At 63.8% G+C, this 23,780-nt stretch carries 22 protein-coding genes and 1 pseudogene; 14 read left to right on the top strand and 9 right to left on the bottom strand.

All coding sequences use genetic code 11. From position 1 onward, the window contains the following. Positions 1-135: 135 nt before the first annotated feature. On the bottom strand, positions 136-1,410 hold the full coding sequence (locus tag HCZ87_RS12395) for an RsmB/NOP family class I SAM-dependent RNA methyltransferase (protein ID WP_167644087.1): 1,275 nt from the start codon (positions 1,408-1,410) through the stop codon (positions 136-138). A gap of 98 nt (positions 1,411-1,508) precedes the next feature. Between HCZ87_RS12395 and HCZ87_RS12400 the strand changes: the two genes are divergently transcribed. The 5 genes from HCZ87_RS12400 (at position 1,509) to HCZ87_RS12420 (ending at position 6,793) form a co-directional block, all read left to right on the top strand. After that, complete coding sequence (locus HCZ87_RS12400) at positions 1,509-1,700, top strand: DUF1674 domain-containing protein (protein WP_167644089.1); 192 nt, start codon at positions 1,509-1,511, stop codon at positions 1,698-1,700. A gap of 147 nt (positions 1,701-1,847) precedes the next feature. Further along, the gene (mutL, locus tag HCZ87_RS12405; RefSeq protein WP_167644090.1) at positions 1,848-3,773 is read left to right on the top strand and encodes a DNA mismatch repair endonuclease MutL; all 1,926 of its coding nucleotides are present in this window, start codon (positions 1,848-1,850) and stop codon (positions 3,771-3,773) included. A gap of 12 nt (positions 3,774-3,785) precedes the next feature. Continuing rightward, positions 3,786-5,021 carry a DNA recombination protein RmuC gene (locus HCZ87_RS12410; RefSeq protein WP_167644092.1) on the top strand — a complete coding sequence of 412 codons (1,236 nt, stop codon included), beginning with the start codon at positions 3,786-3,788 and terminating at the stop codon, positions 5,019-5,021. Beyond that, complete coding sequence (locus tag HCZ87_RS12415; RefSeq protein WP_167644094.1) at positions 5,018-6,376, top strand: adenylate/guanylate cyclase domain-containing protein; 1,359 nt, start codon at positions 5,018-5,020, stop codon at positions 6,374-6,376. The genes HCZ87_RS12410 and HCZ87_RS12415 overlap by 4 nt, the downstream gene beginning before the upstream one ends. A 93-nt stretch (positions 6,377-6,469) precedes the next feature. Further along, positions 6,470-6,793 (top strand): DUF3775 domain-containing protein, encoded by a 324-nt coding sequence (locus tag HCZ87_RS12420; RefSeq protein WP_167644096.1) that lies wholly within the window; start codon positions 6,470-6,472, stop codon positions 6,791-6,793. 55 nt (positions 6,794-6,848) lie between these two features. Here HCZ87_RS12420 and HCZ87_RS12425 read toward each other — a convergent pair whose 3' ends face one another. The 7 genes from HCZ87_RS12425 to HCZ87_RS12455 form a co-directional block, all read right to left on the bottom strand. Next, positions 6,849-7,991, bottom strand: coding sequence for a saccharopine dehydrogenase family protein (locus HCZ87_RS12425; RefSeq protein WP_167644098.1), 1,143 nt, complete (start codon positions 7,989-7,991; stop codon positions 6,849-6,851). Positions 7,992-8,020: 29 nt separating this feature from the next. Continuing rightward, positions 8,021-9,070 carry a saccharopine dehydrogenase gene (locus HCZ87_RS12430; protein WP_167644100.1) on the bottom strand — a complete coding sequence of 350 codons (1,050 nt, stop codon included), beginning with the start codon at positions 9,068-9,070 and terminating at the stop codon, positions 8,021-8,023. A gap of 11 nt (positions 9,071-9,081) precedes the next feature. Continuing rightward, on the bottom strand, positions 9,082-9,696 hold the full coding sequence (locus HCZ87_RS12435) for a glutathione S-transferase family protein (RefSeq protein WP_167644102.1): 615 nt from the start codon (positions 9,694-9,696) through the stop codon (positions 9,082-9,084). Between the two features lie 23 nt (positions 9,697-9,719). Further along, positions 9,720-10,376, bottom strand: coding sequence for a histidine phosphatase family protein (locus HCZ87_RS12440; protein WP_167644103.1), 657 nt, complete (start codon positions 10,374-10,376; stop codon positions 9,720-9,722). 115 nt (positions 10,377-10,491) lie between these two features. After that, complete coding sequence (locus HCZ87_RS12445; protein ID WP_167644105.1) at positions 10,492-10,719, bottom strand: WGR domain-containing protein; 228 nt, start codon at positions 10,717-10,719, stop codon at positions 10,492-10,494. 248 nt (positions 10,720-10,967) lie between these two features. After that, positions 10,968-11,687, bottom strand: coding sequence for a response regulator transcription factor (locus HCZ87_RS12450; RefSeq protein ID WP_167644107.1), 720 nt, complete (start codon positions 11,685-11,687; stop codon positions 10,968-10,970). Further along, positions 11,680-13,584 carry a PAS-domain containing protein gene (locus HCZ87_RS12455; RefSeq protein ID WP_167644109.1) on the bottom strand — a complete coding sequence of 635 codons (1,905 nt, stop codon included), beginning with the start codon at positions 13,582-13,584 and terminating at the stop codon, positions 11,680-11,682. Before HCZ87_RS12455 ends, HCZ87_RS12450 begins: the two co-directional genes overlap by 8 nt. A gap of 246 nt (positions 13,585-13,830) precedes the next feature. Between HCZ87_RS12455 and HCZ87_RS12460 the strand changes: the two genes are divergently transcribed. From HCZ87_RS12460 to HCZ87_RS12470, 3 genes are all read left to right on the top strand, one after another. Next, complete coding sequence (locus tag HCZ87_RS12460) at positions 13,831-15,816, top strand: AMP-binding protein (RefSeq protein WP_167644111.1); 1,986 nt, start codon at positions 13,831-13,833, stop codon at positions 15,814-15,816. A gap of 84 nt (positions 15,817-15,900) precedes the next feature. Further along, positions 15,901-16,719, top strand: a complete 819-nt coding sequence (locus tag HCZ87_RS12465) for an ABC transporter ATP-binding protein (RefSeq protein WP_167644112.1) — start codon at positions 15,901-15,903, stop codon at positions 16,717-16,719. 74 nt (positions 16,720-16,793) lie between these two features. Next, entirely contained in the window at positions 16,794-17,780 is a 987-nt protein-coding gene (locus HCZ87_RS12470) for a branched-chain amino acid ABC transporter permease (protein WP_167644113.1), read from the top strand. Between the two features lie 42 nt (positions 17,781-17,822). On the opposite strand, the gene HCZ87_RS12475 is transcribed toward HCZ87_RS12470, so the two are convergent. Further along, positions 17,823-18,233 (bottom strand): SHOCT domain-containing protein, encoded by a 411-nt coding sequence (locus HCZ87_RS12475; RefSeq protein ID WP_167644115.1) that lies wholly within the window; start codon positions 18,231-18,233, stop codon positions 17,823-17,825. Between the two features lie 102 nt (positions 18,234-18,335). Between HCZ87_RS12475 and HCZ87_RS12480 the strand changes: the two genes are divergently transcribed. The 6 genes and pseudogenes from HCZ87_RS12480 to HCZ87_RS12505 form a co-directional block, all read left to right on the top strand. Beyond that, positions 18,336-18,596, top strand: coding sequence for a hypothetical protein (locus HCZ87_RS12480; protein ID WP_167644116.1), 261 nt, complete (start codon positions 18,336-18,338; stop codon positions 18,594-18,596). A 38-nt stretch (positions 18,597-18,634) separates the two neighbouring features. Continuing rightward, complete coding sequence (locus tag HCZ87_RS12485; protein WP_167644118.1) at positions 18,635-19,711, top strand: branched-chain amino acid ABC transporter permease; 1,077 nt, start codon at positions 18,635-18,637, stop codon at positions 19,709-19,711. Positions 19,712-19,802: 91 nt separating this feature from the next. Further along, the gene (locus HCZ87_RS12490) at positions 19,803-21,086 is read left to right on the top strand and encodes an ABC transporter substrate-binding protein (protein ID WP_167644120.1); all 1,284 of its coding nucleotides are present in this window, start codon (positions 19,803-19,805) and stop codon (positions 21,084-21,086) included. A 98-nt stretch (positions 21,087-21,184) separates the two neighbouring features. After that, on the top strand, positions 21,185-22,021 hold the full coding sequence (locus tag HCZ87_RS12495; RefSeq protein WP_167644122.1) for an ABC transporter ATP-binding protein: 837 nt from the start codon (positions 21,185-21,187) through the stop codon (positions 22,019-22,021). A gap of 16 nt (positions 22,022-22,037) precedes the next feature. Next, entirely contained in the window at positions 22,038-23,255 is a 1,218-nt protein-coding gene (locus HCZ87_RS12500; protein WP_167644124.1) for a phenylacetate--CoA ligase family protein, read from the top strand. A 133-nt stretch (positions 23,256-23,388) separates the two neighbouring features. Next, a pseudogene (locus tag HCZ87_RS12505) lies at positions 23,389-23,780 on the top strand (iron ABC transporter permease); the annotation flags it as partial.

Here is a 23,780-nt window from a genome sequence, read left to right on the forward strand (position 1 = left end):
CCCCTCCCTTGGAGGGGGCTGAGCCTGGCCCAAGGCCGCCAAGGGGTCTTGCCACAGGCAAGGCAGCTGCGGGCGCGGGAGTGTTTGGCGCGCGGCGCATGTGTTGCGCATCGTTTCTGCGTTGAGGGGGCGGGCTTACGCGACGGTCTTGACCAGTTCCGCCATGTAGAACCCATCCATTCCGCCGATCTCGGGCCAATAGTCCGGGCGCAGGCGAAGCCCGCCTTCTTCGGTGATCCAGGCGGGGTCTATGCCGGTAAGTGCCTGCAACGCCTCGCCGATCCGCGCGTCCGGGAACATATCCAGGGCCTCTTCGATCTGGCATTCGCCCTCGTCGGGCAGCAGCGAGCAGGTGCAATAGACCAGCCGTCCGCCGGGTTTGACCAGGGTCCAGGCATGCGCCAGCATCTGCGCCTGCAACTCGATCAGGGCGCCAAATCCGGCGCCATCCTTGGCGTGCGGCAGATCCGGGTGGCGGCGAATCGTGCCGGTGGCGGAGCAGGGCGCGTCCAGCAGCACCGCGTCATACTGCCCGCTCTGGGCCAGCACATCCCCGGCGACCACGCGGGCCTCCAGCCCCGTCCGGGCGAGGTTTTCGCGCAGGCGCGTGAGGCGGGTCTCGGAAATATCCACCGCTGTCACATCGGCCCCCGCCGCCGCCATCTGCAAGGTCTTGCCCCCCGGCGCGGCACAGAGATCGAGCACCTGTTCCCCCGGCTGCGCATTCAGGATGCGGGCGGGCAGGGCGGCGGCGGCATCCTGCACCCACCAGTCCCCGGTCGCATAGCCCGGCAGCGCCGAGACCTGCCCGGCCTCCTGCAGGCGCAGGCTGCCGGTTGCAGTCAACGCGCCGCCCAGAGCCGAGAGATCCGCGCCCGGCTTTGCGGTCAGATCCAGCGGTGCGCCGTGGAAATGCGCCGCCTCGATGGCCAGCATCGCCTCATTGCCCCAGGCCTGCGCCAGCGGGCTCCGCAGCCATTTGGGCAGGCGCGGGACGCGCAGCCTGGCCCATTCTGCCGGCCCCTCTTCGGCCACCTTGCGCAGAACCGCGTTCACCAGCCCCTTGAGCTGACCATGGCGGCGGTGACGGCTCACCAGCGTCACGATGTCATTCACCACCCCATGCGCCGCACCACCGGAACAAAGCTCCACCGTACCCAGACGCAGGGCGTTGCGCACAAAGAGCGCCGGCGATTTGCGCAGATGTTTCTGCAATATGCGATCCGCCCGATCCAACCCGCGCAGCACCTCCAGCGTCAGCCGTTGCGCCCGCGCGCGATCCGCCGGATCCAGCCGCTCCAGCACCTGCGCCTGGCATTCCGACAGCAAGAGCCCCTCGCCCAGAACCTTGTCGAGCAGAGCAACCGCCGCGCGGCGGGCCTCGGTGCCTGATTTCGAACGATCACTCATGCGCAAACTCTCCTGATGGGTCTCACGGCTTGTCCCTGGCAGAGGCAGGCGTATATCATGCCCGGACCATAAAGAAACCCATGCTGCGGAGACCCGAGATGAGCGACACCCCAGAGAGCGACCGCCCCGATCTGCCGCCTGCCGCCCAACGCGCCCTGGCCGAGGCCGAAGCGCGCCGCGCCGCTGCTGCCAAGGCGCAGGATTTGCCGCCCGAGCTTGGCGGGCGCGACGGGCCGGAACCGGTGCGCTTTGGCGACTGGGAGAAAAAAGGCATCGCGATCGATTTCTGATCCGACGCGCCGGGGGGCGCCCGACTCGCGGCGCTGAAAACCCTCCGCAGATATCCGCGCAAGGGCATAGGCCAGCCGTTGCGGCAGCGCGTCTGAACGCGTATTGCGGGTGGCAGAATCGCGCTCAACCATGCTAAATATAGCGGTATGACAGTGTCCGACCCCCAAATCAGCGAATCCCCAGCCCAGCCGCGCCCTGTCATCCGACAGTTGGACGACAGCGCCATCAACCGCATCGCCGCCGGCGAGGTGGTGGAACGTCCGGCCTCTGCCGTCAAGGAGCTGGTGGAAAACGCCATTGATGCCGGGGCGACCCGCGTCATGATCGAGATCGCCGATGGCGGCAAGACGCTGATCCGGGTCACCGACAATGGTTGCGGCATGTCGCCGGAGGATCTGCCGCTGGCACTGTCGCGTCATGCGACCTCCAAGATCGACGGCTCCGACCTTCTGAACATCCACACCTTTGGCTTTCGCGGCGAGGCGCTGCCCAGCCTTGGCGCGGTCGGGCGGCTGACCATCACCAGTCGGGCAGCGGGGCAGGACGCGGCACAGATTCGCGTCTCCGGCGGCCAGATGGAAGCGGTGAAACCCGCAGCGCTGCGCCAGGGCACGGTGGTCGAGCTGCGCGATCTGTTCTTTGCCACCCCGGCGCGGCTGAAATTCATGCGCACGGATCGCGCCGAATCCCAGGCGATCTCTGACACGGTGAAACGTCTGGCAATGGCCGAACCCGCCGTGGGCTTTACCCTGCGCGATGTCTCTGGCGGCGGCGAGGGGCGGGTGAGCTTTCGCGCCGATCCCCTGAGCGGCGATCTGTTTGATGCGCTGCATGGGCGTCTGGCGCATGTCATCGGCCGGGACTTTGCCGAAAACGCGCTGAAGATCGACGCCACCCGCGACGGGCTGCGGCTTTATGGCTATGCGGCGCTGCCGACCTATTCGCGCGGTGCGGCGGTGACGCAGTTCCTGTTTGTGAATACCCGCCCGGTGAAGGACAGGATGCTGACTGGCGCGCTGCGGGCCGCCTATATGGATTTCCTCAGCCGCGACCGCCATCCGGCGGCGGCGCTGTTCATTGATTGTGATCCGACGCTGGTCGATGTGAATGTGCACCCGGCAAAATCCGAGGTGCGCTTTCGCGATCCCGGCATGGCGCGCGGGCTCATTGTCTCGGCGCTGCGTCATGCGCTGGCCGAAGCGGGGCATCGCGCCTCCACCACGGTGGCGGGGGCCACGCTGGGGGCGATGCGACCGGAACAGCCGACCGCAAGCGGCGCGCCCCGGATCTATCAGATGGATCGCCCCTCCTATGGCGCACGAACCGCCTCCTATGCGGCGCAATCCCCCGGCCAGCCGCAGGCGCCGTCCTATCCCGCGCCGCCATCGACAGAGCAGAACGCAGGCTTTACCGAATTCTCCGGCACCTATAGCGGTCGCCTGGTCGAGGAACCCGCCGCCGCGCCCGATCCAGTGCCGCAAGTGGTGGAGGATCTGCCCCTTGGCGCGGCCCGTGGGCAGGTGCATGAGAATTACATCATCGCCCAGACCCGCGACGGGATGGTGATCGTCGATCAGCACGCGGCGCATGAGCGGCTGGTCTATGAAAAGCTCAAGACCCAGATGGCCGAAAATGGCGTCGCCGCGCAGGCCCTGCTGATCCCCGACATCATCGAACTCTCGGATGGCGATTGCGCCCGGCTGCTGGAGGTGGCCGAGGATCTGGCGAAATTCGGCCTCGGCATCGAGCCCTTTGGCGGCAATGCCATCGCGGTGCGCGAACCCCCCGCCATTCTGGGCGAGGTCAACGCCGAGGCGATGATCCGCGACATTCTGGATGAGCTGGCCGATCAGGGCGAAAGCCAGCTGGTGCAGGCGCGTCTGGAAGCGATCCTGAGCCGGGTGGCCTGTCACGGCTCGATCCGCTCGGGGCGGCGGATGCGCGGCGAAGAGATGAATGCGCTTCTGCGCGAGATGGAGGCGACGCCGCATTCCGGCCAATGCAACCACGGTCGCCCCACCTATGTGGAATTGAAACTGGCGGATATCGAACGCCTGTTTGGCCGGACATAAAGGACGATAGAGATGGAAGGCATGGGTGAAGCCGTTGCCAATATGGACGCGCTGGGCGTGGTGCTGCTGGGCGCCGGAGCGGGCGTTCTGCTGCTGTTTTTGCTGTTGATCCTGTTGCTGCGCAATTCGGCCCGCGCGACCCGGGCCATCGGGCCGCTGACCCAGCAGATGAGCGCGCTGAGCCAGGTGGCGCAGCAGCTCTCCAACGGGCAGGAGGCGCTGCGGGGCAATCTGCAAACGGTCTCGGATACCCAGGCCAATGCGCAGCTCCAGATCCTGCAAACCATGGAGGCCCGCCTCGGCGATGTGCAGCAGCGCATGAACGACCGGCTGGCGGACAATGCCATGAAACAGGCCCGCGCCATGACCGAGATGCAGGAGCGCATGACCGAGAGCCTGCACGGCAGCGCCAAGCGCACCTCCACCTCGCTGACGCAGTTGCAGGAACGGCTGGCGGTGATCGACAAGGCGCAGGACAATATCACCAAGCTTTCGGGCGATGTTCTGTCCTTGCAGGATATCCTCTCCAACAAGCAGACCCGTGGCGCCTTTGGGGAAATCCAGCTCAATGACATCGTGTCCAAGGCATTGCCGAGCGATGCCTATGCGTTTCAATACACGCTGTCCAACGGCAAGCGCGCGGATTGTCTGATCCATCTGCCGAACCCGCCGGGGCCGATCGTGATCGACAGCAAATTCCCGCTGGAACCCTATGAGGCGCTGCGCCGGGCCGAAACGCCGGAGGAAAAGGCGCAGGCGGTGCGTTTGCTCAAGGGCGCGCTGCGCAAGCACATCCGCGATATCGCGGAGAAATACATCCTTGATGGCGAAACCGCCGATGGCGCGTTGTTGTTCCTGCCCTCCGAGGCGGTCTATGCCGAGTTGCACGCCAATTTCACCGATGTGGTGCGCGAAGGGTTTTCCCTGAAGGTCTGGATCGTATCGCCGACCACCTGCATGGCGACGCTGAACACCATGCGCGCCATCCTGAAAGACGCCCGCATGCGCGAACAGGCCGGCGCGATCCGCAAGGAGCTGGGTCTGTTGAACAAGGATGTGGACCGGCTGGGCGAGCGGGTCGGCAACCTGGATCGCCACTTCATGCAGGCCTCCAAGGATATTTCCGAAATCAAGATCAGCGCCGACAAGGCCGGGCGCCGGGCGCAGCGGCTGGACAATTTTGATTTTGAGGAACTGGCCCCGGACAACGTCCGGCAGGTGGTCGCGCTGGAGAGCCCGGGCGAATGACGCAGCCTGGCGCTCGGCATCGCGCAGGCACGCGGGTGAGGCCCGATGCCGCCCTCTTGCGCATCGCCGAGCTGCGGGCAGAGAAAGTGGTCTCGGTCCTGCGGATCCTTCTGGCGCTTGGGCTGATGATCGTGTTTTTCCTTGCGGTGGGAGACCCGCCCAAGGATCTGGCGGGCTTTCTGCATCGGCAATGGACCTTTGCGGTGCTGTCGATGGTCTCCTACCTGTTGCTGGGGGTGTTCAGCCTCTGGCTGGTGCGCAGCGGGCGCTTTCGGCGCTGGATGATCTGGCCGGTGGTGACGCTGGATTGCCTGTTCATGCTGGTCAACACCTGGGTGGGGCTGGAGAATGTCGCCATGCCGGGGGGGCTGACCTTCCTTCTGCCCTCCACCTGGCTGGTGCCGCTGGTGCTGGCCTTTGCGGTGCTGCGGTTCAATCCCTACCTTCAGATCTATTGCGTGGCGCTGACGGTGGGTGGGCTCGCGGCGCTGAGCTTCATGGTGGATATCGCGCTGCCCGAGGATATCGCCGCGCGCGTGAGCTATCTGGTGGCGGTGCCGCCGAATGTGGTGCGGCTGACGATGATCCTGCTGGCGGGGGTGGTGCTGGTGGTGGCGGCGGCGGCCATGCGCAGCCTGTTGCATCGCTCCCTGATCGAGACCAAGACGCGGCTGTCGCTGACCCGCTATCTGCCCGCCCGCCTGGCCGAGCGGCTGGAGGGCGAGGATCTGGCCACGATCCGGCAGGGGCAGCGTCAGGACATGGCGGTGATGTTTGTGGACATCCGCGCCTTTACCGCCTGGTCCGAGGGGCGCGATCCCGCCGAGGTGGGGGCCTTTGTGACCGAATTCCGCATCCGGGTGCAGGACGCGGCGCAGGCGACGGGCGGGCTGGTGGACAAGTTCATCGGCGATGCGGCCATGCTGTTGTTTGAGGGCGACGGCGCGGCGCGCCGGGGGCTGCGCTGTGCCGAGCTGCTGTCTGCCGCGATCGGCGACTGGAGCGAGGCACGTCGCGCGGAGGGGCGCGAAGAGGTGCGGGTCGGGATCGGGCTGCATTGGGGTGAGGTTTTCTCTGGCGTGGTCGGCGGCGAGGACCGGCTGGAATATACCGCCCTTGGCGATACGGTGAATATTGCCGCCCGGCTGGAGGAGCTGACCAAGGTGCGCGGCATGGAGGTGATCGCCTCCGCCGCGATGCTGGAGGCGGCGGGCGAGAGTGTGCCCGAGGCGGCGCAGAGCGAGGGGCGGGAGCCCGCGCGCGAGGGTTGGATGGCCCTGCAACCGGAGCCGCTGCGCGGGCGCCACCAGCCGGTTGCCCTCTTTGGACGGCCGCGCGCGGCATCGGCGCGCTGACGCCCGTTGCGGTTTGATTTGTTGCAGATCAAGGTTTCCGCGGCCCGCCCGTGCCAGGATCGCCGCACCAACCCAACCTCAGGAGGGAACACGATGGTCGAGATCGCAACAAACAAGGCAGAGCAGGTCGCTGTGATGGCGCGCGAGATCGAGCGCGCGGAGCCCGAGCTGCGCGCCTTTATCGCCGATATGAACGAGGATGAGCAGGCCGAGCTGGTCGCGATCCTGTGGATCGGGCGCGGCAGCTTTGAGGCGGAGGAATTTGCCCTGGCGGTGACAACGGCGCGGGAGGAAAAGACCACGCCGACCGAGGACTATCTGCTGAGCACGCCGAACCTCGCCTATGATATCGAGGCAGGATTGGAAGCGCTGGGCGTAGATGTCGCCGCGCTGACCGACGACGTATTGGGGCGCTGATCGCCGGGGTGCCGGGGCGACGGGGGAAAGCCCCCTGCCGCCCTGGCGCAGAACATCAGGACATATGCGATGTGACCTGCAAATGCTGGGCGAGGGCACCGACGCGGCCCATCCAGTTGTCGACCAGAGCCGGATCACTGGGGGCGGCGCTGACGCCGGGGGCGATCTTGCCGTTCATCGCGGCCTCGATCGCGAAGGAGACCGGATAGGAGACCAGACGCGCCATGGCGCTGCCGCGCTCGTCGCCCCAGGCATCCATCACATAGGTCTTGTGCCACTTCAGCTTGCCGTCTTTTTCGGCCTTGAGGTCCACGCAGAGCACCACCCGGTCGGGCTCGCCTTCGTCATAGGCGTTTTCCTCCCAGAACTGGTCGGACATCTCTTTCAGGCGGGCGTCGCCTGCCGCGCCTTCGAGGGTTTCCACCTCGCGGAAGACATCGGCCCAGGCCTCGGCCCAGCCGTCCAGCCGCAGGGTGCCGCGCACGAAGGTTTTGACCTTCCAGTCCTTGCCGAAATGATACTGGTCCATGAAGGGCAGGGAGTCGCGGTTCGGGTAGACCTCAAAACTCTCGGGCGTGGGCAGCGGGGCCTCGTAGGTGGAGATCGCATCCCAGGGGCGGGCCACGTCGAAGGGTTCAAAGTCGCGGATCGAGCGCGAGGGCGAGCGCAGCGCCTTCAGCACGCCGAGGGGCGACCAGCTGAACTTGTAGCGAAACGGGTTGGGCGTCTTCGGGATGCCACCGCAATAGGACAGGAAGCTGACCTCGTTCTCGACGTCAAAGGCGGGGGAGTCGGCATATTCCGCCACCAGCGCATGGGCCATCAGATGGTCGATGCCCGGGTCGAGCCCGACCTCGTTGACCAGCGCGACGCCGGCGTCCTTGGCCTTTTGGTCCAGCGCCCGCATCTCGGGTGAGATATAGGAGGAGGAAACAAAATGCGCGCCTTTGGAGATCGCCAGTTCCGCCAGCTCCACGTGCCAGTCGCCGGGCAGCATGGAAACCACCACATCGGCGGGGCTCAGCAGCTCCGAGAGGCGGGCGACGGAGAATTTGTGGATATTGGTGGTCAGATCGCCAATCGCCTCGGCGGCTTTTTCGGGCGTGCGGTTCCAGACGGCGACATCATGGCCCGCTTCGAGCAGGCGGCGCAGGCCGGGAATGGCCGACAGGCCGGTGCCACACCAGTGAATAGTCATATCAGTTCTCCTTCGTCGGGATGGGCAGGTCAGGCCGCCACATGTGTATCAAAGATCGCCTTGGCGCGGCCCCAGACGCCGCTGTCGAGATCGGCAAGGGTTAGCAGGCTGGGCAGGAGCTGCTCGGCGTAGTCGGCGGAGCTTTCGGCGGGCAGCATCGAGGGCAGGTTGTCGATCGCCATCACGTCGAGCACCGGGGCCTCGGCCACGCGCAGCACCGGCGCGTCCCAGGTGGTGGCGCGGTCATAGACCGGCACCGGGTTGTAGTCGCTGTCGGGATCGCAGGCGACATCGCCGATCACGGTGAGCTTGCGGTCGGCAGTTAGGGCCTCGGCAGGGACAAAGACGGGCGTGCCGGGACGGGCAAAGATGCAGTTCAGGAACAGATCATGGGCCAGGATTTCGGGGAAGGGGCCACCGCTGGCGGTTTCGGCCATGTCCCATTTGGTGACCTCGACGGCAAGTTCCTCGCAGAGGTCGGCCGCGCCGGTGCCAACGCGGCCCAGGGCGCCAATCACGATGGCGTTGGGGCGTGTGCCGGTTGCATTCAGCTCGGTCGCAAGGTCTTCAAGCAGAGCAAACTGGTTCTTGTAGACCCCGACCGGGCCGCAGGTTTCGCCGCGCTGTTGCGCCGCCCAGGCTTTGAGCGAGACAGCAGCGCCCGCATAGCCGGCCCAATAGCCGAATGCCGCGACCCGGCGCCCGGTCTCATCCACCAGATATTCCAGATCATAAAGCGTGCCGCCGCCCTCGCGGAAGCGGCGCAGCAGCTCCTTGCCGGAGTGCTGCCCCTTGAAGGCATGGCCGAACATGATGTGGCGGTGGCGCAGAGGCGTGCCGTCATCTGGCAGCTCCTTGAGGCCGAAGATGATCGCATCCAGCGGTGCGTTGGGCCAGGAATTCTCGGCGGCGATCTCGCAGCCAGCGTCGATGTAACCTTGCAGCGCAATCGCGCGGCTGCTGCTTTCCTCGACGGTGACGCGAATGCCCGCCGCCATCAGCGCCGATGCGCCCGCAGGTGTCAGGCCGACGCGATCTTCGTTCAGGCGCTGTTCGGCGCGGACCCAGAGATGTGTCATTGTGTTGTCCTTCAAAGCATATCCATGGCGCGGACGGCCTTGATGCTGTCACGCGCCTCCATTGCCTCCATAAAGGCAGTGATTTTGGGGAAGCGGGCGGTCTTGATCCCGTCGCCCTCCAGCCAGGTGCAGGCCACATAGAGGTAGCAATCCGCGAGGCTGAGGGTCTCGCCCAGTACAAAGGGGCCGCGCAAGCCATATTGGCTGAGATAGTCACAGCAGGCGGCCATGGTTTCCGGCACCTTGCGCTTCATGTCCTTGAAGGAGGCCGGGTCGGAGGCCCAGCGGCTGCCGCGCAGTTTATGGGCGTGGTTCACATGCATGGTGGAGGCGACGTAAAACATCACCTCGCGCATGCGGGCCAGCAGCACAGGGTCCGTGGGGCGCAGACCGGCGTCCGGGGCGATATCGGCGATATATTCCAGCAAGGCACCGGTTTCGGTCAGGATGCCGCCGTCCACCGCCAGCGCGGGCACGCGGCCCTTGGGGTTGATCTGCGCATAGGCGGTGCTGGTCTGCTGTTTCGCCGCAAAGTCGATCTGGACCGTTTCATAGTCCAGCTTGGCCTCTTCCAGGGCGATGGCCACCGCAACAGAGATGGTGCCGGGTGCATAATAGAGTTGCATATGTGATCTCCTTGGCGAGGTGGTCAGAGGTGGGTGCGGGCATACTGCCGATCAGGCGTGTCCAGATGCGGGACCGCGTTGAACAGCACCGGCGCATGCTGGCCGCCGATGTTGTGCAGACGGTGCATGGATGTGTTCATGATCGCAAGGGTCATCCGCGCCGTGGCCGCCACATCAAGCCCGAGGCAACGGCGCATGACCATGGAGATCAACCCGCCCGAGGTCACCACCAGCGCCGAGCCACTGCCCGCCGCGATCTCAGTAAGGGCGGCCTCGGTGCGGCGTTCAAAATCGTGCCAGCTTTCGGGGGGCGTGTCGATCCTGCCTGCCTCCCAGGCGGAGAAGACCTGCGGTAGATGCGCGACAAAGGCTTCGCGCTCCGTCGGGATCGGTAGCGCGTGCTGGGCCTCCATGGCCTGGGCGAGCGAGAAATATTCCATCTCGTTCAGGCGCGGATCGCGGATGATCGCTTCGGGGGCAAAGCCCATGGCCTGGGCGGTTTCCAGGTGTCGCGTGAGGGTGCCGCAGTAGATGCGGGCGTAGTGGTCCTTGCAGTCGCGAAGATGCGCGCCGAGCCATTGGGCCTGTTGTTGGCCAAGGGGGCTCAGCTTGTCATAGCTGGCCTCGTCTCTGGCTGCGGAATTGGCCTGACCGTGCCGGATCAGCGTAATTTCTGACATGCGCGCCTCTTGGATCCCTTTGCAGCACTACTAGGCGAGGGGCGTCTGGGTTGAAAGGGCCAAACTGAACGGTGTGCGGGGGGAACTGGCCTTACGGAGCGCGCCCAAAGGTGGGTCAGGCGCGGTCGTAGCCGCGTTTCAACATGCGGTTGCGATGGCGGTCGGCGGCAACGGAGGCCTCGCGCAGGTTGCCGAATATATTGATGGTCGAACAGCCCTTCCCGCCCTTGATGCCCCACTCGCGCAGCAGAGAAACCTCGTCAAAGAGGTTCATCGCAAGTTCGATCCGGTAAAACCGGGCCGGATTGGTTTCAGCGAGGCGATAGAGCAGACAAGTGGCCATAGGTTCTTTTTACGTCAGCCGAATCACCACCGCAAGAGGCGGGATGCGCTCCCGCCCGTCGCCGGAGGAGGATCTCCTCCGCTCCCGTTGGGCGTGGCGCCGCGCCTTTGGCGCGGCGCAGCCGCTTGCCCCGGATGTGGCAAGCGGCCCGGCCCAACTCCGCCAAGGGGTCTTGCCGCAGGCAAGGCACCTGCGGGGGCGGGAGCGCCACCGGCCACAAAACGCTGCCCGGGCAAGGTCCGTTCCGCTCAGCTCCAGGTGACATCACCCAGAAAAATATAGCCCGCCCCATAGATGGTCTTGATCAGCCGCGGGTTCTTGGGGTCTTCGCGCAGCTTGGTGCGCAGGCGCGAAATGCGCACATCCATCGCGCGGTCAAAGCCATCGCCCGCGCCGCCGCCCAGGCGTTCCATCATCTGGCTGCGGGAAATCAGCCGCTTGGGGCTTTCCAGAAACAGCCGCAACACCTCGCCTTCGGCATGGGAAAAGGCTGTTTCCTCGCCGGCCTCATCCTCCAGCGCGTAGCGATCAAAATGCGCGGTCCAGCCGGAAAACCGCGCGCAATTGCCGCTGCTCGTCTGGCTGCTGCGTTCAGAGTCGCGCAGGCGGACCCGGATGCGGGCGACCACTTCGGCGGGGTCAAAGGGTTTGGTGATATAGTCATCCGCCCCCAGTTCCAGCCCGGTCACCCGGTCCTGCACCTGGGCGCGACCGGAGATGATAATCACGCTGGCCCCCTGTTCCAGCGCCAGCCGGTGCACCAGCGCCAGCCCGTCGCTGTCGGGCAGGGACAGATCGACCAGGCAGACATCCGGCGTCACCCGTTTCAGCGCCGCCTCGAAATCGCGCGCGCGGGAGAAGCTCTGACTGCGGTAGCCCGCGTCTTCCAGCGTCTCGGTGAGCAGGCGGCGGATCTCGGGTTCGTCGTCGAGGATCGTCACCAGCGGGGGGAGCGACGCATCACGCATGGTGTGTTTCCTTTTGCAAGAGCGCCGAAAGCTGGGCGCGCTCGAAGGGTTTTTGCAACAGCGGGGCCTGTGTCTGAGCCGTGCGGCACAGGGGGGCGGACGGCGGCAAGGAGGTCATCAGCACCACGGGCGGCGCGCCCGTTCCAAGCCGGGCACAGAGGTCCACACCGGTGGCGCTGCCCTCCAGCCGGATATCGGACAGGATCAGGGCGATGCCCTCCACATCCGCCACCAGGGCAATGGCCTCGTCAACGCTGGTGGCCTCGATCACGGAATAGCCAAGCTCCATCAGCATCTCGCGATAGGTCGCGCGCAACCTGTCGCTGTCTTCCACCAGGAGCGCAATGCCGCCGCTGGCGTGGGGCGCGCGGCGATAGGGCAGGCGCAGGGTGACCATGGCACCGGACACGGTATTGCCGATGCGGATGTTGCCGCCGGCGGATTTCACCATGTCATAGACCATCGAGAGCCCAAGGCCCGAGCCCTCCTGCCCCTTGGTGGTGAAAAAGGGATTGAGCCCGTTTTCCAGGGCTTCACCGGAGAAGCCGGGGCCGGTGTCGCCGACTGTGAACTCGATCCAGGTCTGCCCCACCAGATGCGCCGCAACGGTGATCTGGCCGGAGGCCCCGCAGGCATCGCGGGCATTGAGGATCAGGTTCAGCAAGGCGTCCTGCAAGCGGCCCGGATCCAGCAGCACCCGGCCCGCGCCGGTGTTGTCAAGCACGCTGAGCCCGACCCCCTGCGGCAGCGACGGCGTGGCGAGAATGCGCATTTCCTCCAGCAGGGCGTTCAGGTCGGTGGCTTGCGGGCGCAAGCCGCTGCGGTTGGTCATCTGCGCCATCCGGTCCAGCAGCCGCCCGCCGCGCCGCGCCGCCGAGAGCGTGGCCTCGACTAGTTCTGCGGCCTCGCCTGGCAGGGGGGCGCGGGCGAGTTTGGTCTGCATGCCGAGGATGATGGTCAGGAGATTGGAAAAGTCATGCGCCATGCCATTGATCATCTGGGCGGCCAGCTCGCGTTTGCGGGTCTGTTGCAGGGCAACGCGGGCCTGGGTTTCCTCGGTCACATCCATCGACAGGACGAACACGCCGCCCTCGCCGTCGGGGGTAAGCGCCACCCGCAAGCGCCGGCTGTCCTGATCCTCGGTGAATTCAAAGACCGAGCTTTCCCCCTGATAGGCGGCCGCCATATGCGGTGCGATGCGGGCCGCGGAATAGGCGCCCAGAACCTCGTCGATGTGACGCCCGAGGATGTCGGAGGGACGCCCGGGAAAGACCGAGCTCAGGCGGCCATTGGTAAAGGTATAAAAGCCCTCGCCGTCCACATGGGCGATATGGGCGGGCATCATCTCGGTGGTGAGCCGGGTGCGGGCTTCGGTCTGGGTCAGCTGGCGCTGGGTTTCCTCCAGCGTGGAAATGGTCGCGGCCAGTTTGCGGTTGGTGGCCGATAGCTCCTCTGTGTAGCTCATGACCTGATCCGAGAGCTCCTCGGAGCGGGCGCGCAACAGGGCCTCCACCCGTTTGGTGGGGGTGATGTCGGTATAGACGGTGACCCAGCCCCCCTGCGGCAGCGGCGCGCCTTCGATGGAAATCATCTGCCCATTGGCGCGTCTGCGTTCGACGTAATGGGGCACAAAGGCCATCGCCTGCTGAACCCGCTGCGCGACAAAGCTGTCGATATCGTCGATCGGGCCATAGTCGCCCTGCTCCGCGATATAGCGGATGGTCCGCGCGAAACTCGCGCCTTCCTGCACCAGTTCGGACGGCAGGTTGAACATCTCCTGGAAACACCGATTGCACGCGGCCAGCCGCAGGTCGCTGTCGTAAATCGACAGGGCCTGAGCGATCAGGTTGAGACCGGCGTCAATCATCGCCATGCGCTGCGCGTTGGACTGTTTCATCTGTGCTCCCCGCTTCTTGGCTAGCAGCTTGTCCGCGAGAGGCAAAGTGGCTTTGTCGCGGGCCGGCTGGCATGGAAAACGGGACGTGGCGCGCTGTTACAATTCGTTAGGTTTCAGAAATCATCGAGAAAAACTTGTTTTGTTTCCTCAGAGCTGTCCAAATGCGGAATAAGCATCGCTCTGCCCACAAAAGTGGGACAGGGCAGCAATCCGGTCGGGGAGGACCGGATAAGGGAGGAAAAATACGTGTCTCAGACCACTGCGCAGACATCGTCTGGCGCCGGGCAAATCCTGTCCGTGCCCGCGCTGTTGGAAAGAAATGCCTTGAGGTTTGCCACCCGCCCGGCGTACCGCGAGAAGGAATTTGGCATCTGGCAAAGCTGGACCTGGGCGGAAACGGCCGAGGAAATCGAGGCGCTGGCGCTGGGGTTTTTGAACCTTGGCATTGCCGAGGGGGATTTCATCGCCATTATCGGGCGCAATCGCCCGACGCTCTATTGGTCGATGGTCGCGGCGCAATGCGTCGGTGCAGTGCCGGTGCCGATTTATCAGGATTCCGGCGCCGAGGAGATGGCCTATGTGCTGGAGCACTGCGGCGCCGCCTATGTGGTCGCCGGCGATCAGGAGCAGGTCGACAAGGTTATCGAGGTCAAGGACCAGCTGCCGAACCTGAAACATGTGATCTATGTCGATCCGAGGGGGCTGCGCAAATACGATCACCATCAGCTGCATCAATACAGCCATGTGCAGGAGCAGGGGCGCGCGGCGCGCGATGAATTCAGTGGCGATCTGGCGGCGCGCAAGGCAAAGCTGACCTACGACTCCACCTGTGTGATGCTCTATACCTCCGGCACCACGGGACGCCCCAAGGGGGTGGTTCTGTCGAACCGGAACGTGATCGAGACCGCAAAAAATGCCGCCGAGTTCGACACGCTGAGCGAGCGCGAAGAGATCCTGTCCTATCTGCCGATGGCCTGGGTCGGGGATTTCATCTTCTCGCTGGGGCAGGCCTATTGGTGCGGCTTCTGCGTCAATTGTCCCGAGAGCGAAGACACCATGATGACCGATCTGCGCGAGATCGGTCCGACCTATTTCTTTGCCCCGCCCCGGGTGTTTGAAGGGCAGCTCACCAATGTGATGATCCGCATGGAGGACGCCAGCCCGTTCAAGCGGCGGATGTTCCATTATTTCCTGAACTACGCCAGGAAGGTCGGCGGGCTGATCCTGGACGGCAAGCCCGTGGCGTTTATGGACCGGCTGAAATACGCGCTGGGCAATATCCTCGTCTACGGCCCGCTGAAAGATACGCTGGGCTATGGTCGCATCCGCGTGGGCTATACGGCGGGCGAGGCGATCGGGCCGGAGATCTTTGATTTTTATCGCTCGCTCGGCATCAACCTGAAACAGCTTTATGGTCAGACCGAGGCGACGGTGTTCATCACGCTACAGCCCGATGGTGAGGTGCGCGCGGATACGGTCGGCGTGCCGGCCCCGGATGTGGAGATCAAGATCGACGCAACGGGCGAGATTTTCTACCGTTCGCCGGGCACTTTTGTCGAATACTACAAGAATGCCGACTCCACCGCCTCGACCAAGGATGCGGAGGGCTGGGTGGCCACCGGGGATGCGGGCTTTATCGAGGAGAGCTCTGGCCATTTGCGGATCATCGACCGGGCCAAGGATGTGGGGAAAATGGCCGATGGCGCCATGTTCGCGCCGAAATATGTCGAGAACAAACTGAAGTTCTATCCCGACATTCTGGAAGCGGTGCTGTTTGGCAATGGCCGGGATCACTGTGTGGCCTTTATCAATATTGACCTGACGGCGGTGGGCAACTGGGCCGAGCGCAACAATATCGCCTATGCCTCCTATCAGGAACTGGCGCAACATCCCCGGGTGCTGGAGACCATCAAGGCGCATGTGGAGGCGGTCAATGTCTCGGTCGCGCAGGATGAGATGCTTTCTGGCTGTCAGGTCCATCGCTTTGTGGTGCTGCATAAGGAGCTGGACGCGGATGACGGCGAGATGACCCGGACCCGCAAGGTGCGCCGTCGTATCGTCGAAGAGAAATTCGCCGATATCATTGCTGCGCTTTATGACGGCTCCGAGCAGATCGCGACCCGCACCGAGGTGACCTATGAGGATGGGCGCAAGGGGGCGATCAGCGCGGTGCTGACCTGTGTGGATGCCAAGGTGCAATCCAGCTTTACCCAGATGGTGGCGGCGGAATGACGGCTCCTGCGACGCTCGTGCAGGCAAGCTGCACCTCGCCCCGCCCGCCGTCCCATAGGGCGCGATTTTTCAAAGGAGTGCTGCATGCTTGATGGTGCTGACAGCTATGTGACCGAGGATGGCCGCACCATTGGCGGCGTGGTCATGGAGATGAAGAATATCACCCTGCGCTTTGGGGGGGTGGTGGCAATCAAGGATATCTCCTTTGATATCCGCGAAGGCGAGATCCGCGCCATCATCGGGCCGAACGGCGCGGGCAAGTCCTCGATGCTGAACGTGATTTCGGGGTTCTATTCGCCGCAGGAGGGGGAGGTCTGGTTTCGCGGAACGAAGCGACCACCGATGAAACCCTATGAGGTGGCGCGCTACGGCATTGCCCGGACGTTTCAGAACATCGCCCTGTTTGACGGCATGAGCGTGCTGGACAATGTGATGACCGGGCGGCTCAACTATATGAAAACCAACCTGTTTCAGCAGGCGATCTGGAAAGGTCGGGCGCAGCGCGAAGAGGTTGAGAACCGCGAGGCGGTGGAGAAAATCATTGATTTCCTCGAAATCCAGGCGATCCGCCACACGCCCGTGGCGCGGCTGCCCTATGGGTTGAAGAAACGGGTGGAGCTGGCCCGGGCGCTGGCGGCGGAGCCGAAGCTGCTGCTGCTGGACGAGCCGATGGCGGGCATGAACGTCGAAGAAAAAGAGGACATGTCCCGTTTCATTCTCGATGTGAATGACGAGTTCGGCACCACGATCGCCCTCATTGAACATGACATGGGCGTGGTGATGGACCTCTCTGACCGGGTGGTGGTGATGGATTATGGCAAGAAGATCGGCGATGGCACACCGGATGAGGTGCGCAACAATCAGGACGTCATCGACGCCTATCTGGGGGTGGCCCATGACTGATGTGAAGCGGGATCAAGAGTTTTTGAAAAACTCTTGGCAAATTTCTTTGAAGAAATTTAGCGGAGGCGCGTGTGATGTCTGATCAGTTCATCTTTGCCCTGGAAGTCACGCTGAACGGTCTGATGGCCGGGGTGCTTTATGCCTTGGTCGCGCTGGGCTTTGTGCTGATCTACAAGGCCTCTGGGATCTTCAATTACGCCCAGGGGGTTATGGCGCTGTTCGCGGCGATGACCTTGGTGGGCATTATGCAGGGGCAGGTTCCCTTTTCGCATGTCATCAACGCGCTCTTTGGCGGCCATGTCACCCATTTTGGCTGGACGGTGCCATCGCTGCTGGCGATCGTGCTGACGGTTGCGGTGATGGTGGTTCTGGCCTGGCTCGTGCAGGTCTTGGTGATGAAACATCTGGTGGGGCAGGAGCCGATCATCCTGTTCATGGCGACGATCGGTCTGGCCTATTTCCTTGAGGGCGTCGCGGATCTGATGTGGGGGTCCGAGATTAAGACCCTGGACGTGGGCCTGCCGCAGGGCATCAACCTGTGGATCGACGAGACCACTTTTAACATCTTTGGCTACGGCTTCTTTATCGACAACCTTGATATCGTGGCGACGGTGATTGCCGCGCTCTTGGTTGCCGGGCTGGTGCTGTTCAGCCAGTACACCAAGCAGGGCCGGGCCATGCGCGCGGTGGCGGATGACCATCAGGCGGCGCTGTCGGTGGGGATTTCGCTCAACTTCATCTGGGTGCTGGTCTGGTCGCTGGCCGGGTTTGTGGCGCTGGTTGCGGGCATCATGTGGGGCACCAAGTCGGGCGTGCAGTTCTCGCTCTCGCTGATCGCGCTGAAGGCGCTGCCGGTGCTGATGCTGGGCGGGTTCACCTCGATCCCCGGCGCCATCGTGGGTGGCTTGATCATCGGGGTGGGCGAAAAACTGTTCGAATTCCTCATTGGCCCGATGGTGGGCGGCGCGACCGAGAACTGGTTTGCCTATGTGCTGGCGCTGATCGTTCTGGTGTTCCGCCCGCAGGGCCTGTTCGGGGAGAAGATCATTGAACGCGTGTGATCCCTCCCTCATCGCCACCAGCCCATGGGCGGCGCAGCAGGGTCAGCCCTGCATGCGCTGGAAGGCGGCGATGACGATGGCGGCAAAGACTGTCACCGCGAGCGTCAGCGCGATGGTGATGTCGCCGATCAATTGCCCGACGAGGAAGGTCATCAGACCTGCTGCGCAGAGCCCGATCAATATGAGCGCCCAAAATCCGGACATGTCATCTGGAGCGGTGCCTTCGCTCGGTGCGCTTGGCGGTTTTGGCGTCGGTCGCGCCGCCCGTGCGGCAGGGCGGCGCGGCGCGGGGCGACCGCGTGCCGCGTGCCGCGCTGGCTCCTGCGGCTCTACGGCGGCGTCCTCGACCGAGGCCAGCAGCCGGCCGCGCGCCGTGGCGTATTCTTCGGCAGAGATGTCCCCCCGCTTCCGGGCAGCATCCAGCTGCCGGATTTCATGCAAAATCGCAGTCATTTCACCCACTCACTTTTCCCGCGCTGAAATTGGCGAAGCGATTGGGGCAAAATGTGGCAAAACGCGAAAATCTGAGAAAATGGTTAACGGGAGGGCCGACCTATGATCAAGCTGATCGCTATTCTGAACGTCATCGCCTGGGCCGGATTTTGGGCATTTGGCTATCTTGCGCTGACCGGCGAGGGCTACTCGCGCGGGCAGGTGACCATCGCCACGATACTGGCCGCGGCGGGGCTGTTTGCCGGGATCCTGGCCTATCTGAAACTGGTGCGCATCTCCGAGCGCCAGGGCTATGCAAAACCTTCCAACCGGATGACGCGCGAGCAGCGGGACGCGGCGCAGGCCAACTGGGGAGAGGTTTGATGCAAAACGCAAAAATCAACCAAAGGGGCGTCTGATCCATGTTCTACCGTGAAGCCGGGGATTTCAAACTCTCCTATGTCGAGGACAGCCAAACCTTTCCGATCCGCTTTGATCGCTATCGCTATTACGCGGTGCTGGCGGTGGCCTTTGGCGTGATCCCCTTCATCATCAATGACTACTGGGCGAATGCGATCCTTTTGCCCTTTCTGATCTATGCGATCGCCTCCATCGGGCTGAACATACTTGTTGGTTACTGCGGGCAGGTGTCGCTGGGCACCGGCGGCTTCATGGCGGTGGGGGCCTATGCCTGCTACAAGCTGATGACCGCCTTTCCCGAGGTGTCGATGTTCATCCATGTGCTGCTCGCGGGGGGAATCACCGCGCTGGTCTGCGTGCTGTTCGGCCTGCCCAGTTTGCGTATCAAGGGGTTCTATCTGGCGGTGGCCACATTGGCGGCGCAGTTCTTTCTGGTCTGGTTGTTCAACCGGGTGCCGTGGTTTTACAACTACTCCGCCTCTGGCCAGATCAACGCACCGGAGCGCGAGGTGTTCGGCATCCTGATCACCGGCCCCAATGCGCCGGCCTGGGCGACCTATCTGTTCTGCCTGATCTTCCTGACCTTCTGCGCGCTGGTGGCCCGCAACCTGACGCGCGGCACTCAGGGGCGGACCTGGATGGCGATCCGCGACATGGATATTGCGGCCGAGATCATCGGGGTGAACCCTTTGAAGGCCAAGATGACGGCCTTTGCGGTCTCCGGCTTCTTTGTCGGCATCGCCGGGGCGCTGTTTTTCTCGGTCTATCTGGGCGCGGTGGAAGTCGGCGAAGCCTTTGGCATCAACAAATCGTTCCTGGTGCTGTTCATGGTGATCATCGGCGGGCTGGGCTCGATCTTTGGCTCCTTTGCCGGGGCGGCGTTCCTGGTGCTGCTGCCGGTGGTTCTGAAGGTGGTTGGCGTCGATATGCTGGGCTGGCCCACGGATATCGTGGCGCATTTCCAACTGGTGATCGTTGGCGCGCTGATCGTGACATTCCTGATTCTGGAACCGCATGGCCTGGCGCAGCTCTGGCGGGTGACCAAGGAAAAACTGCGGCTCTGGCCCTTCCCGCATTGACCGGGACAACAGATGAACTCGCCGGGGGCGGCAGGAGGAGACCGGCCCCGAACTGGAAAACATCGGAAAATTCAAGGGAGGATGACACCCGATGAAACTGACACTGACAAGCCTGGCGCTGAGCGCCGTGATGGCGGCAAGCCCCGCTCTGGCGGATCTGGTATTCCCGGATCTGAGCTATCGAACCGGTCCCTACGCGGCGGGCGGTATTCCGTTCTCTGACGGCTACAACGATTACTTCACCCTGGTGAACGAGCGCGATGGCGGCATCGGCGGCATCAAGGCGCGGGTGATCGAGTGCGAAACCGGCTACAACACCGAAAAAGGTGTGGAATGCTATGAGAGCACCAAGGGCGAAGGCGCGCTGGTCTATCAGCCGCTCTCCACCGGGATCACCTATCAGCTGATCCCCAAGGTCACGGCAGACGGCATTCCGCTCCATACCATGGGCTATGGCCGCACCTCGGCTGCCAATGGCAAGGTGTTCTCCAACGTCTTCAACTACCCGGCGAACTACTGGGATGGCGCTTCGGGCGTGGTGAACTACCTGCTGGAAGAAAACGGCGGCGATCTGAAGGGCAAGACGATTTCGCTGCTCTATCACAACTCCGCTTACGGCAAGGAGCCGATCCGCACGCTGGAAAATCTCGCGGCAAAACATGGCTTTGAGCTGAAGCTCCTGCCGGTGGATCACCCGGGCCAGGAGCAGAAATCCCAATGGCTGCAAATCCGCCGTGACCGTCCCGATTATGTCGTGATGTGGGGCTGGGGCGTGATGAACCAGGTCGCCATTCAGGAGGCCGCAAACGTCCGCTACCCGATGGAGAACTTCATCGGCGTCTGGTGGTCCGGGGCCGAGCATGACGTGATGCCGGCGGGCGCCAAGGCGGATGGCTATAAGGCCGTGACCTTCCACAATGTGGGCCGTGACTTCCCGGTGTTTGACGACGTGCAGAAATATGTCGTGGACAAGGGGCTTGCCGCCGGTGCCGGCGATCAGATCGGCAATGTGCTGTATAACCGGGGGTTCTACGCTGCGATGCTCGCGGTGGAAGCTGCCCGCAAAGCGCAGGAAATCCACGGCACTGCCCAGATTGACGCCGCCATGATGCGCGACGGGATGGAAGCGCTGGAAATCACCGAAGAGCGGATGACCGAACTTGGCATGCCGCGCTTTGGTCCGTCGTTCAGCGTTTCCTGTGAAAACCATGGCGGGCCCGGTCTTGTCGGGGTGACGCAATGGGATGCGGACACGCAGACCTGGTCGATGATTTCCGGCTTCAACCCGACCGACCGCGAGGTCATCGACGCGTTGATCGCGGAAGATTCCGCAGCCTATGCGGCGGAAAACAACATCGAGGACCGCTGCAACTAAGCGGCCCTTGCCTTGCCGGGCGCAGATCCCGGCAAGGCGCATTCAGACGATTTAACCCACCTTGAGACGGACACTGGCGAAGGGAATAGGCTTTCGAGATGCTGGACGCAGCCAAGACCACAGATGTGCAGGCCGAGACCCTGCTCGAAGTCAACAATATCGAGGTGATCTACAATCACGTGATCCTCGTTCTCAAAGGCGTCAGCCTGAACGTGCCAAAGGGCGGCATCACCGCGCTGCTGGGCGGCAATGGTGCGGGCAAGACCACGACGCTCAAGGCCATTTCCAACCTGCTGCATTCCGAGCGCGGTGAGGTGACAAAGGGATCGGTGCGCTATCGGGGCCATGATGTGCACCAGGAGGGCCCGGCCGATCTGGTCAAGAAAGGCGTGATCCAGGTGATGGAGGGGCGGCATTGCTTTGAACACCTCACGGTGGAGGAAAACCTCCTGACCGGCGCCTATACGCGCGGCGATGGCGGGGCCAATATCCAGGCCGATCTGGAGATGGTCTATAGCTACTTCCCGCGCCTGAAGGAGCGCCGCAAGAGCCAGGCGGGTTATACCTCGGGTGGCGAGCAGCAGATGGTGGCGATGGGGCGTGCCCTGATGAGCCGCCCCGAGACGATCCTGCTGGACGAGCCGTCGATGGGGCTGGCACCGCAGCTGGTGGAGCAGATTTTCGAGATCGTGAAGTCGATCAACGAGAACGAGGGCGTGACCTTCCTTCTGGCGGAGCAGAACACCAATGTGGCACTGCGCTATGCCCACTACGGCTATATTCTGGAATCCGGCCGCGTGGTGATGGATGGCCCGGCGGCGGAGCTGCGCGAAAACCCGGATGTGAAGGAATTTTATCTCGGGATGTCCGACGACGGGCGCAAGAGTTTCCGCGACGTGCGCTCCTATCGCCGTCGCAAGCGGTGGCTGAGCTGAAGCGGGGAGAGAGCGCATGAGTTATTTCGACGAATTGGAAACCCGCAGCGCCGATCAGCGGGCCGCGGACCTGAGCCGCCAGTTGCCCGAGCAGATCGCCCGCGCCAAGGGGGCGGCGGGTTTTGCCAGCCTGCTGGCCGATGTGGACCCGCGGGCGGTGGCCTCGCTTGCCGATCTGGCGGCGCTGCCGGTGCTGCGCAAATCCGACCTGAGCGCCGCGCAGGCGGCGCATCCGCCCTTTGGCGGCTTTACGGTGAAACCGGCGCATGGCTTTGCCCATATCTTTCAGTCGCCCGGGCCGATCTACGAGCCGGGCGGGGTGGATCACGACTGGTGGCGGATGGGGCGTTTTCTGAATGCCGCCGGGGTTGGCCCCGGCGATGTGGTACAGAACTGCTTTGGCTATCATCTGACACCGGCGGGGATGATCTTTGAAAGCGGGGCGCGGACGGTTGGGGCGGCGGTGCTGCCGGCCGGCACCGGGCAGACCGAATTGCAGGTCACCGCGGCGCGCGATGTGGGCGCGACGACCTATGCCGGCACGCCGGATTACCTGAAGGTGATCCTGGACAAGGCGGATGCGATGGGCGTGCAGCTTGGCTTTCGCAAGGCGGCGGTGGGGGGCGGCGCGTTGTTTCCCAGCCTGCGGCAGGAATATGCAGAGCGCGGCATTGCCTGCCTGCAATGTTATGCCACCGCAGATCTGGGCAATATAGCCTATGAAAGCGCCGCGATGGAGGGGATGATCGTTGATGAAAACGTCATCGTCGAGATCGTCACCCCCGGCACCGGCACGCCGGTTGCCCCCGGCGAGGTGGGCGAGGTGGTGGTGACCACGCTCAACCCCGATTATCCGCTGATCCGCTTTGCCACCGGTGACCTGAGCGCGGTGATGCCGGGCGTCTCGCCCTGTGGCCGCACCAATATGCGCATCAAGGGCTGGATGGGGCGCGCCGATCAGACCACCAAGATCAAGGGCATGTTCGTGCGTCCCGAGCAGGTGGCCGCGCTGGTCGACAAACACGCCGAGATCGTCAAGGCCCGCGTGGTTGCCTCGCGCGATGGCGAAATGGACGTGATGACGGTGCGGATCGAGGCCGAGGGCGGAGACGAGATCAGTTTTGCCCGCTCCGTCGTCGAGGTGCTCAAGCTGAAAGGCGCGATCGAGATCGTCGCCCCCGGCAGCCTGCCGCGGGATGGGCTGGTGATCGAGGATCAGCGAAGCTACGACTGAGCCCCGGGTTTTCGGTCCCCGACTGCCGAAGCTGGAACCGCCGTTGCCGACATGCCGTCGCAGCGGCGGTTTCGTGCTGGAATTTCCGACAGAAATGCTTGAAACAGGGCGGGCACTGTTGAAAGCGGAATGAATGACGCAAGCAAGCCACCCTACGGCCTCGGCCCCGCGCCGCCGCAAATCCGCCCGCGACAAGGGCACCACCGGGTTTGCGCTGCTGGCCTGGATCGTGGCCCTGGCCTGCCTCTTGCCGATGTTGGCGGTCGCCATTGCCGCGCTCACCGGCGGGGTGGAGACGATCTCGCATCTGGCGGAGACGGTCCTGCCGCGCTATGCGCTGACAACCGTCTATCTGGTGGCGCTGGTCTCGATCGGGACATTCTCCATCGGGGTCGGTGCGGCCTGGCTGGTGACCATGACCCGCTTTCCGGGCGTGCGTTTCTTTGAGGTGGCGCTGGTGCTGCCGCTGGCTTTTCCGGCCTATGTCCTCGCCTATGCCTATACGTTTCTCCTGGATCATCCGGG

Origin of the sequence: Phaeobacter sp. HF9A (genome assembly GCF_011806385.1) — a bacterium.
Lineage (GTDB): Bacteria > Pseudomonadota > Alphaproteobacteria > Rhodobacterales > Rhodobacteraceae > Epibacterium.

Coding starts and splice junctions, on each gene's coding strand:
- HCZ87_RS12455 (WP_167644109.1), bottom strand. CDS start 13,584: ATGAAACAGTCCAACGCGCAGCGCATGGCGATGATTGACGCCGGTCTC.
- HCZ87_RS12465 (WP_167644112.1), top strand. CDS start 15,901: ATGCTTGATGGTGCTGACAGCTATGTGACCGAGGATGGCCGCACCATT.
- HCZ87_RS12415 (WP_167644094.1), top strand. CDS start 5,018: ATGACGCAGCCTGGCGCTCGGCATCGCGCAGGCACGCGGGTGAGGCCC.
- HCZ87_RS12425 (WP_167644098.1), bottom strand. CDS start 7,991: ATGACTATTCACTGGTGTGGCACCGGCCTGTCGGCCATTCCCGGCCTG.
- HCZ87_RS12485 (WP_167644118.1), top strand. CDS start 18,635: ATGTTCTACCGTGAAGCCGGGGATTTCAAACTCTCCTATGTCGAGGAC.
- HCZ87_RS12490 (WP_167644120.1), top strand. CDS start 19,803: ATGAAACTGACACTGACAAGCCTGGCGCTGAGCGCCGTGATGGCGGCA.
- HCZ87_RS12430 (WP_167644100.1), bottom strand. CDS start 9,070: ATGACACATCTCTGGGTCCGCGCCGAACAGCGCCTGAACGAAGATCGC.
- HCZ87_RS12395 (WP_167644087.1), bottom strand. CDS start 1,410: ATGAGTGATCGTTCGAAATCAGGCACCGAGGCCCGCCGCGCGGCGGTT.
- HCZ87_RS12440 (WP_167644103.1), bottom strand. CDS start 10,376: ATGTCAGAAATTACGCTGATCCGGCACGGTCAGGCCAATTCCGCAGCC.
- HCZ87_RS12500 (WP_167644124.1), top strand. CDS start 22,038: ATGAGTTATTTCGACGAATTGGAAACCCGCAGCGCCGATCAGCGGGCC.
- HCZ87_RS12470 (WP_167644113.1), top strand. CDS start 16,794: ATGTCTGATCAGTTCATCTTTGCCCTGGAAGTCACGCTGAACGGTCTG.
- HCZ87_RS12445 (WP_167644105.1), bottom strand. CDS start 10,719: ATGGCCACTTGTCTGCTCTATCGCCTCGCTGAAACCAATCCGGCCCGG.
- mutL (WP_167644090.1), top strand. CDS start 1,848: ATGACAGTGTCCGACCCCCAAATCAGCGAATCCCCAGCCCAGCCGCGC.
- HCZ87_RS12400 (WP_167644089.1), top strand. CDS start 1,509: ATGAGCGACACCCCAGAGAGCGACCGCCCCGATCTGCCGCCTGCCGCC.
- HCZ87_RS12435 (WP_167644102.1), bottom strand. CDS start 9,696: ATGCAACTCTATTATGCACCCGGCACCATCTCTGTTGCGGTGGCCATC.
- HCZ87_RS12410 (WP_167644092.1), top strand. CDS start 3,786: ATGGAAGGCATGGGTGAAGCCGTTGCCAATATGGACGCGCTGGGCGTG.
- HCZ87_RS12480 (WP_167644116.1), top strand. CDS start 18,336: ATGATCAAGCTGATCGCTATTCTGAACGTCATCGCCTGGGCCGGATTT.
- HCZ87_RS12475 (WP_167644115.1), bottom strand. CDS start 18,233: ATGACTGCGATTTTGCATGAAATCCGGCAGCTGGATGCTGCCCGGAAG.
- HCZ87_RS12420 (WP_167644096.1), top strand. CDS start 6,470: ATGGTCGAGATCGCAACAAACAAGGCAGAGCAGGTCGCTGTGATGGCG.
- HCZ87_RS12450 (WP_167644107.1), bottom strand. CDS start 11,687: ATGCGTGATGCGTCGCTCCCCCCGCTGGTGACGATCCTCGACGACGAA.
- HCZ87_RS12495 (WP_167644122.1), top strand. CDS start 21,185: ATGCTGGACGCAGCCAAGACCACAGATGTGCAGGCCGAGACCCTGCTC.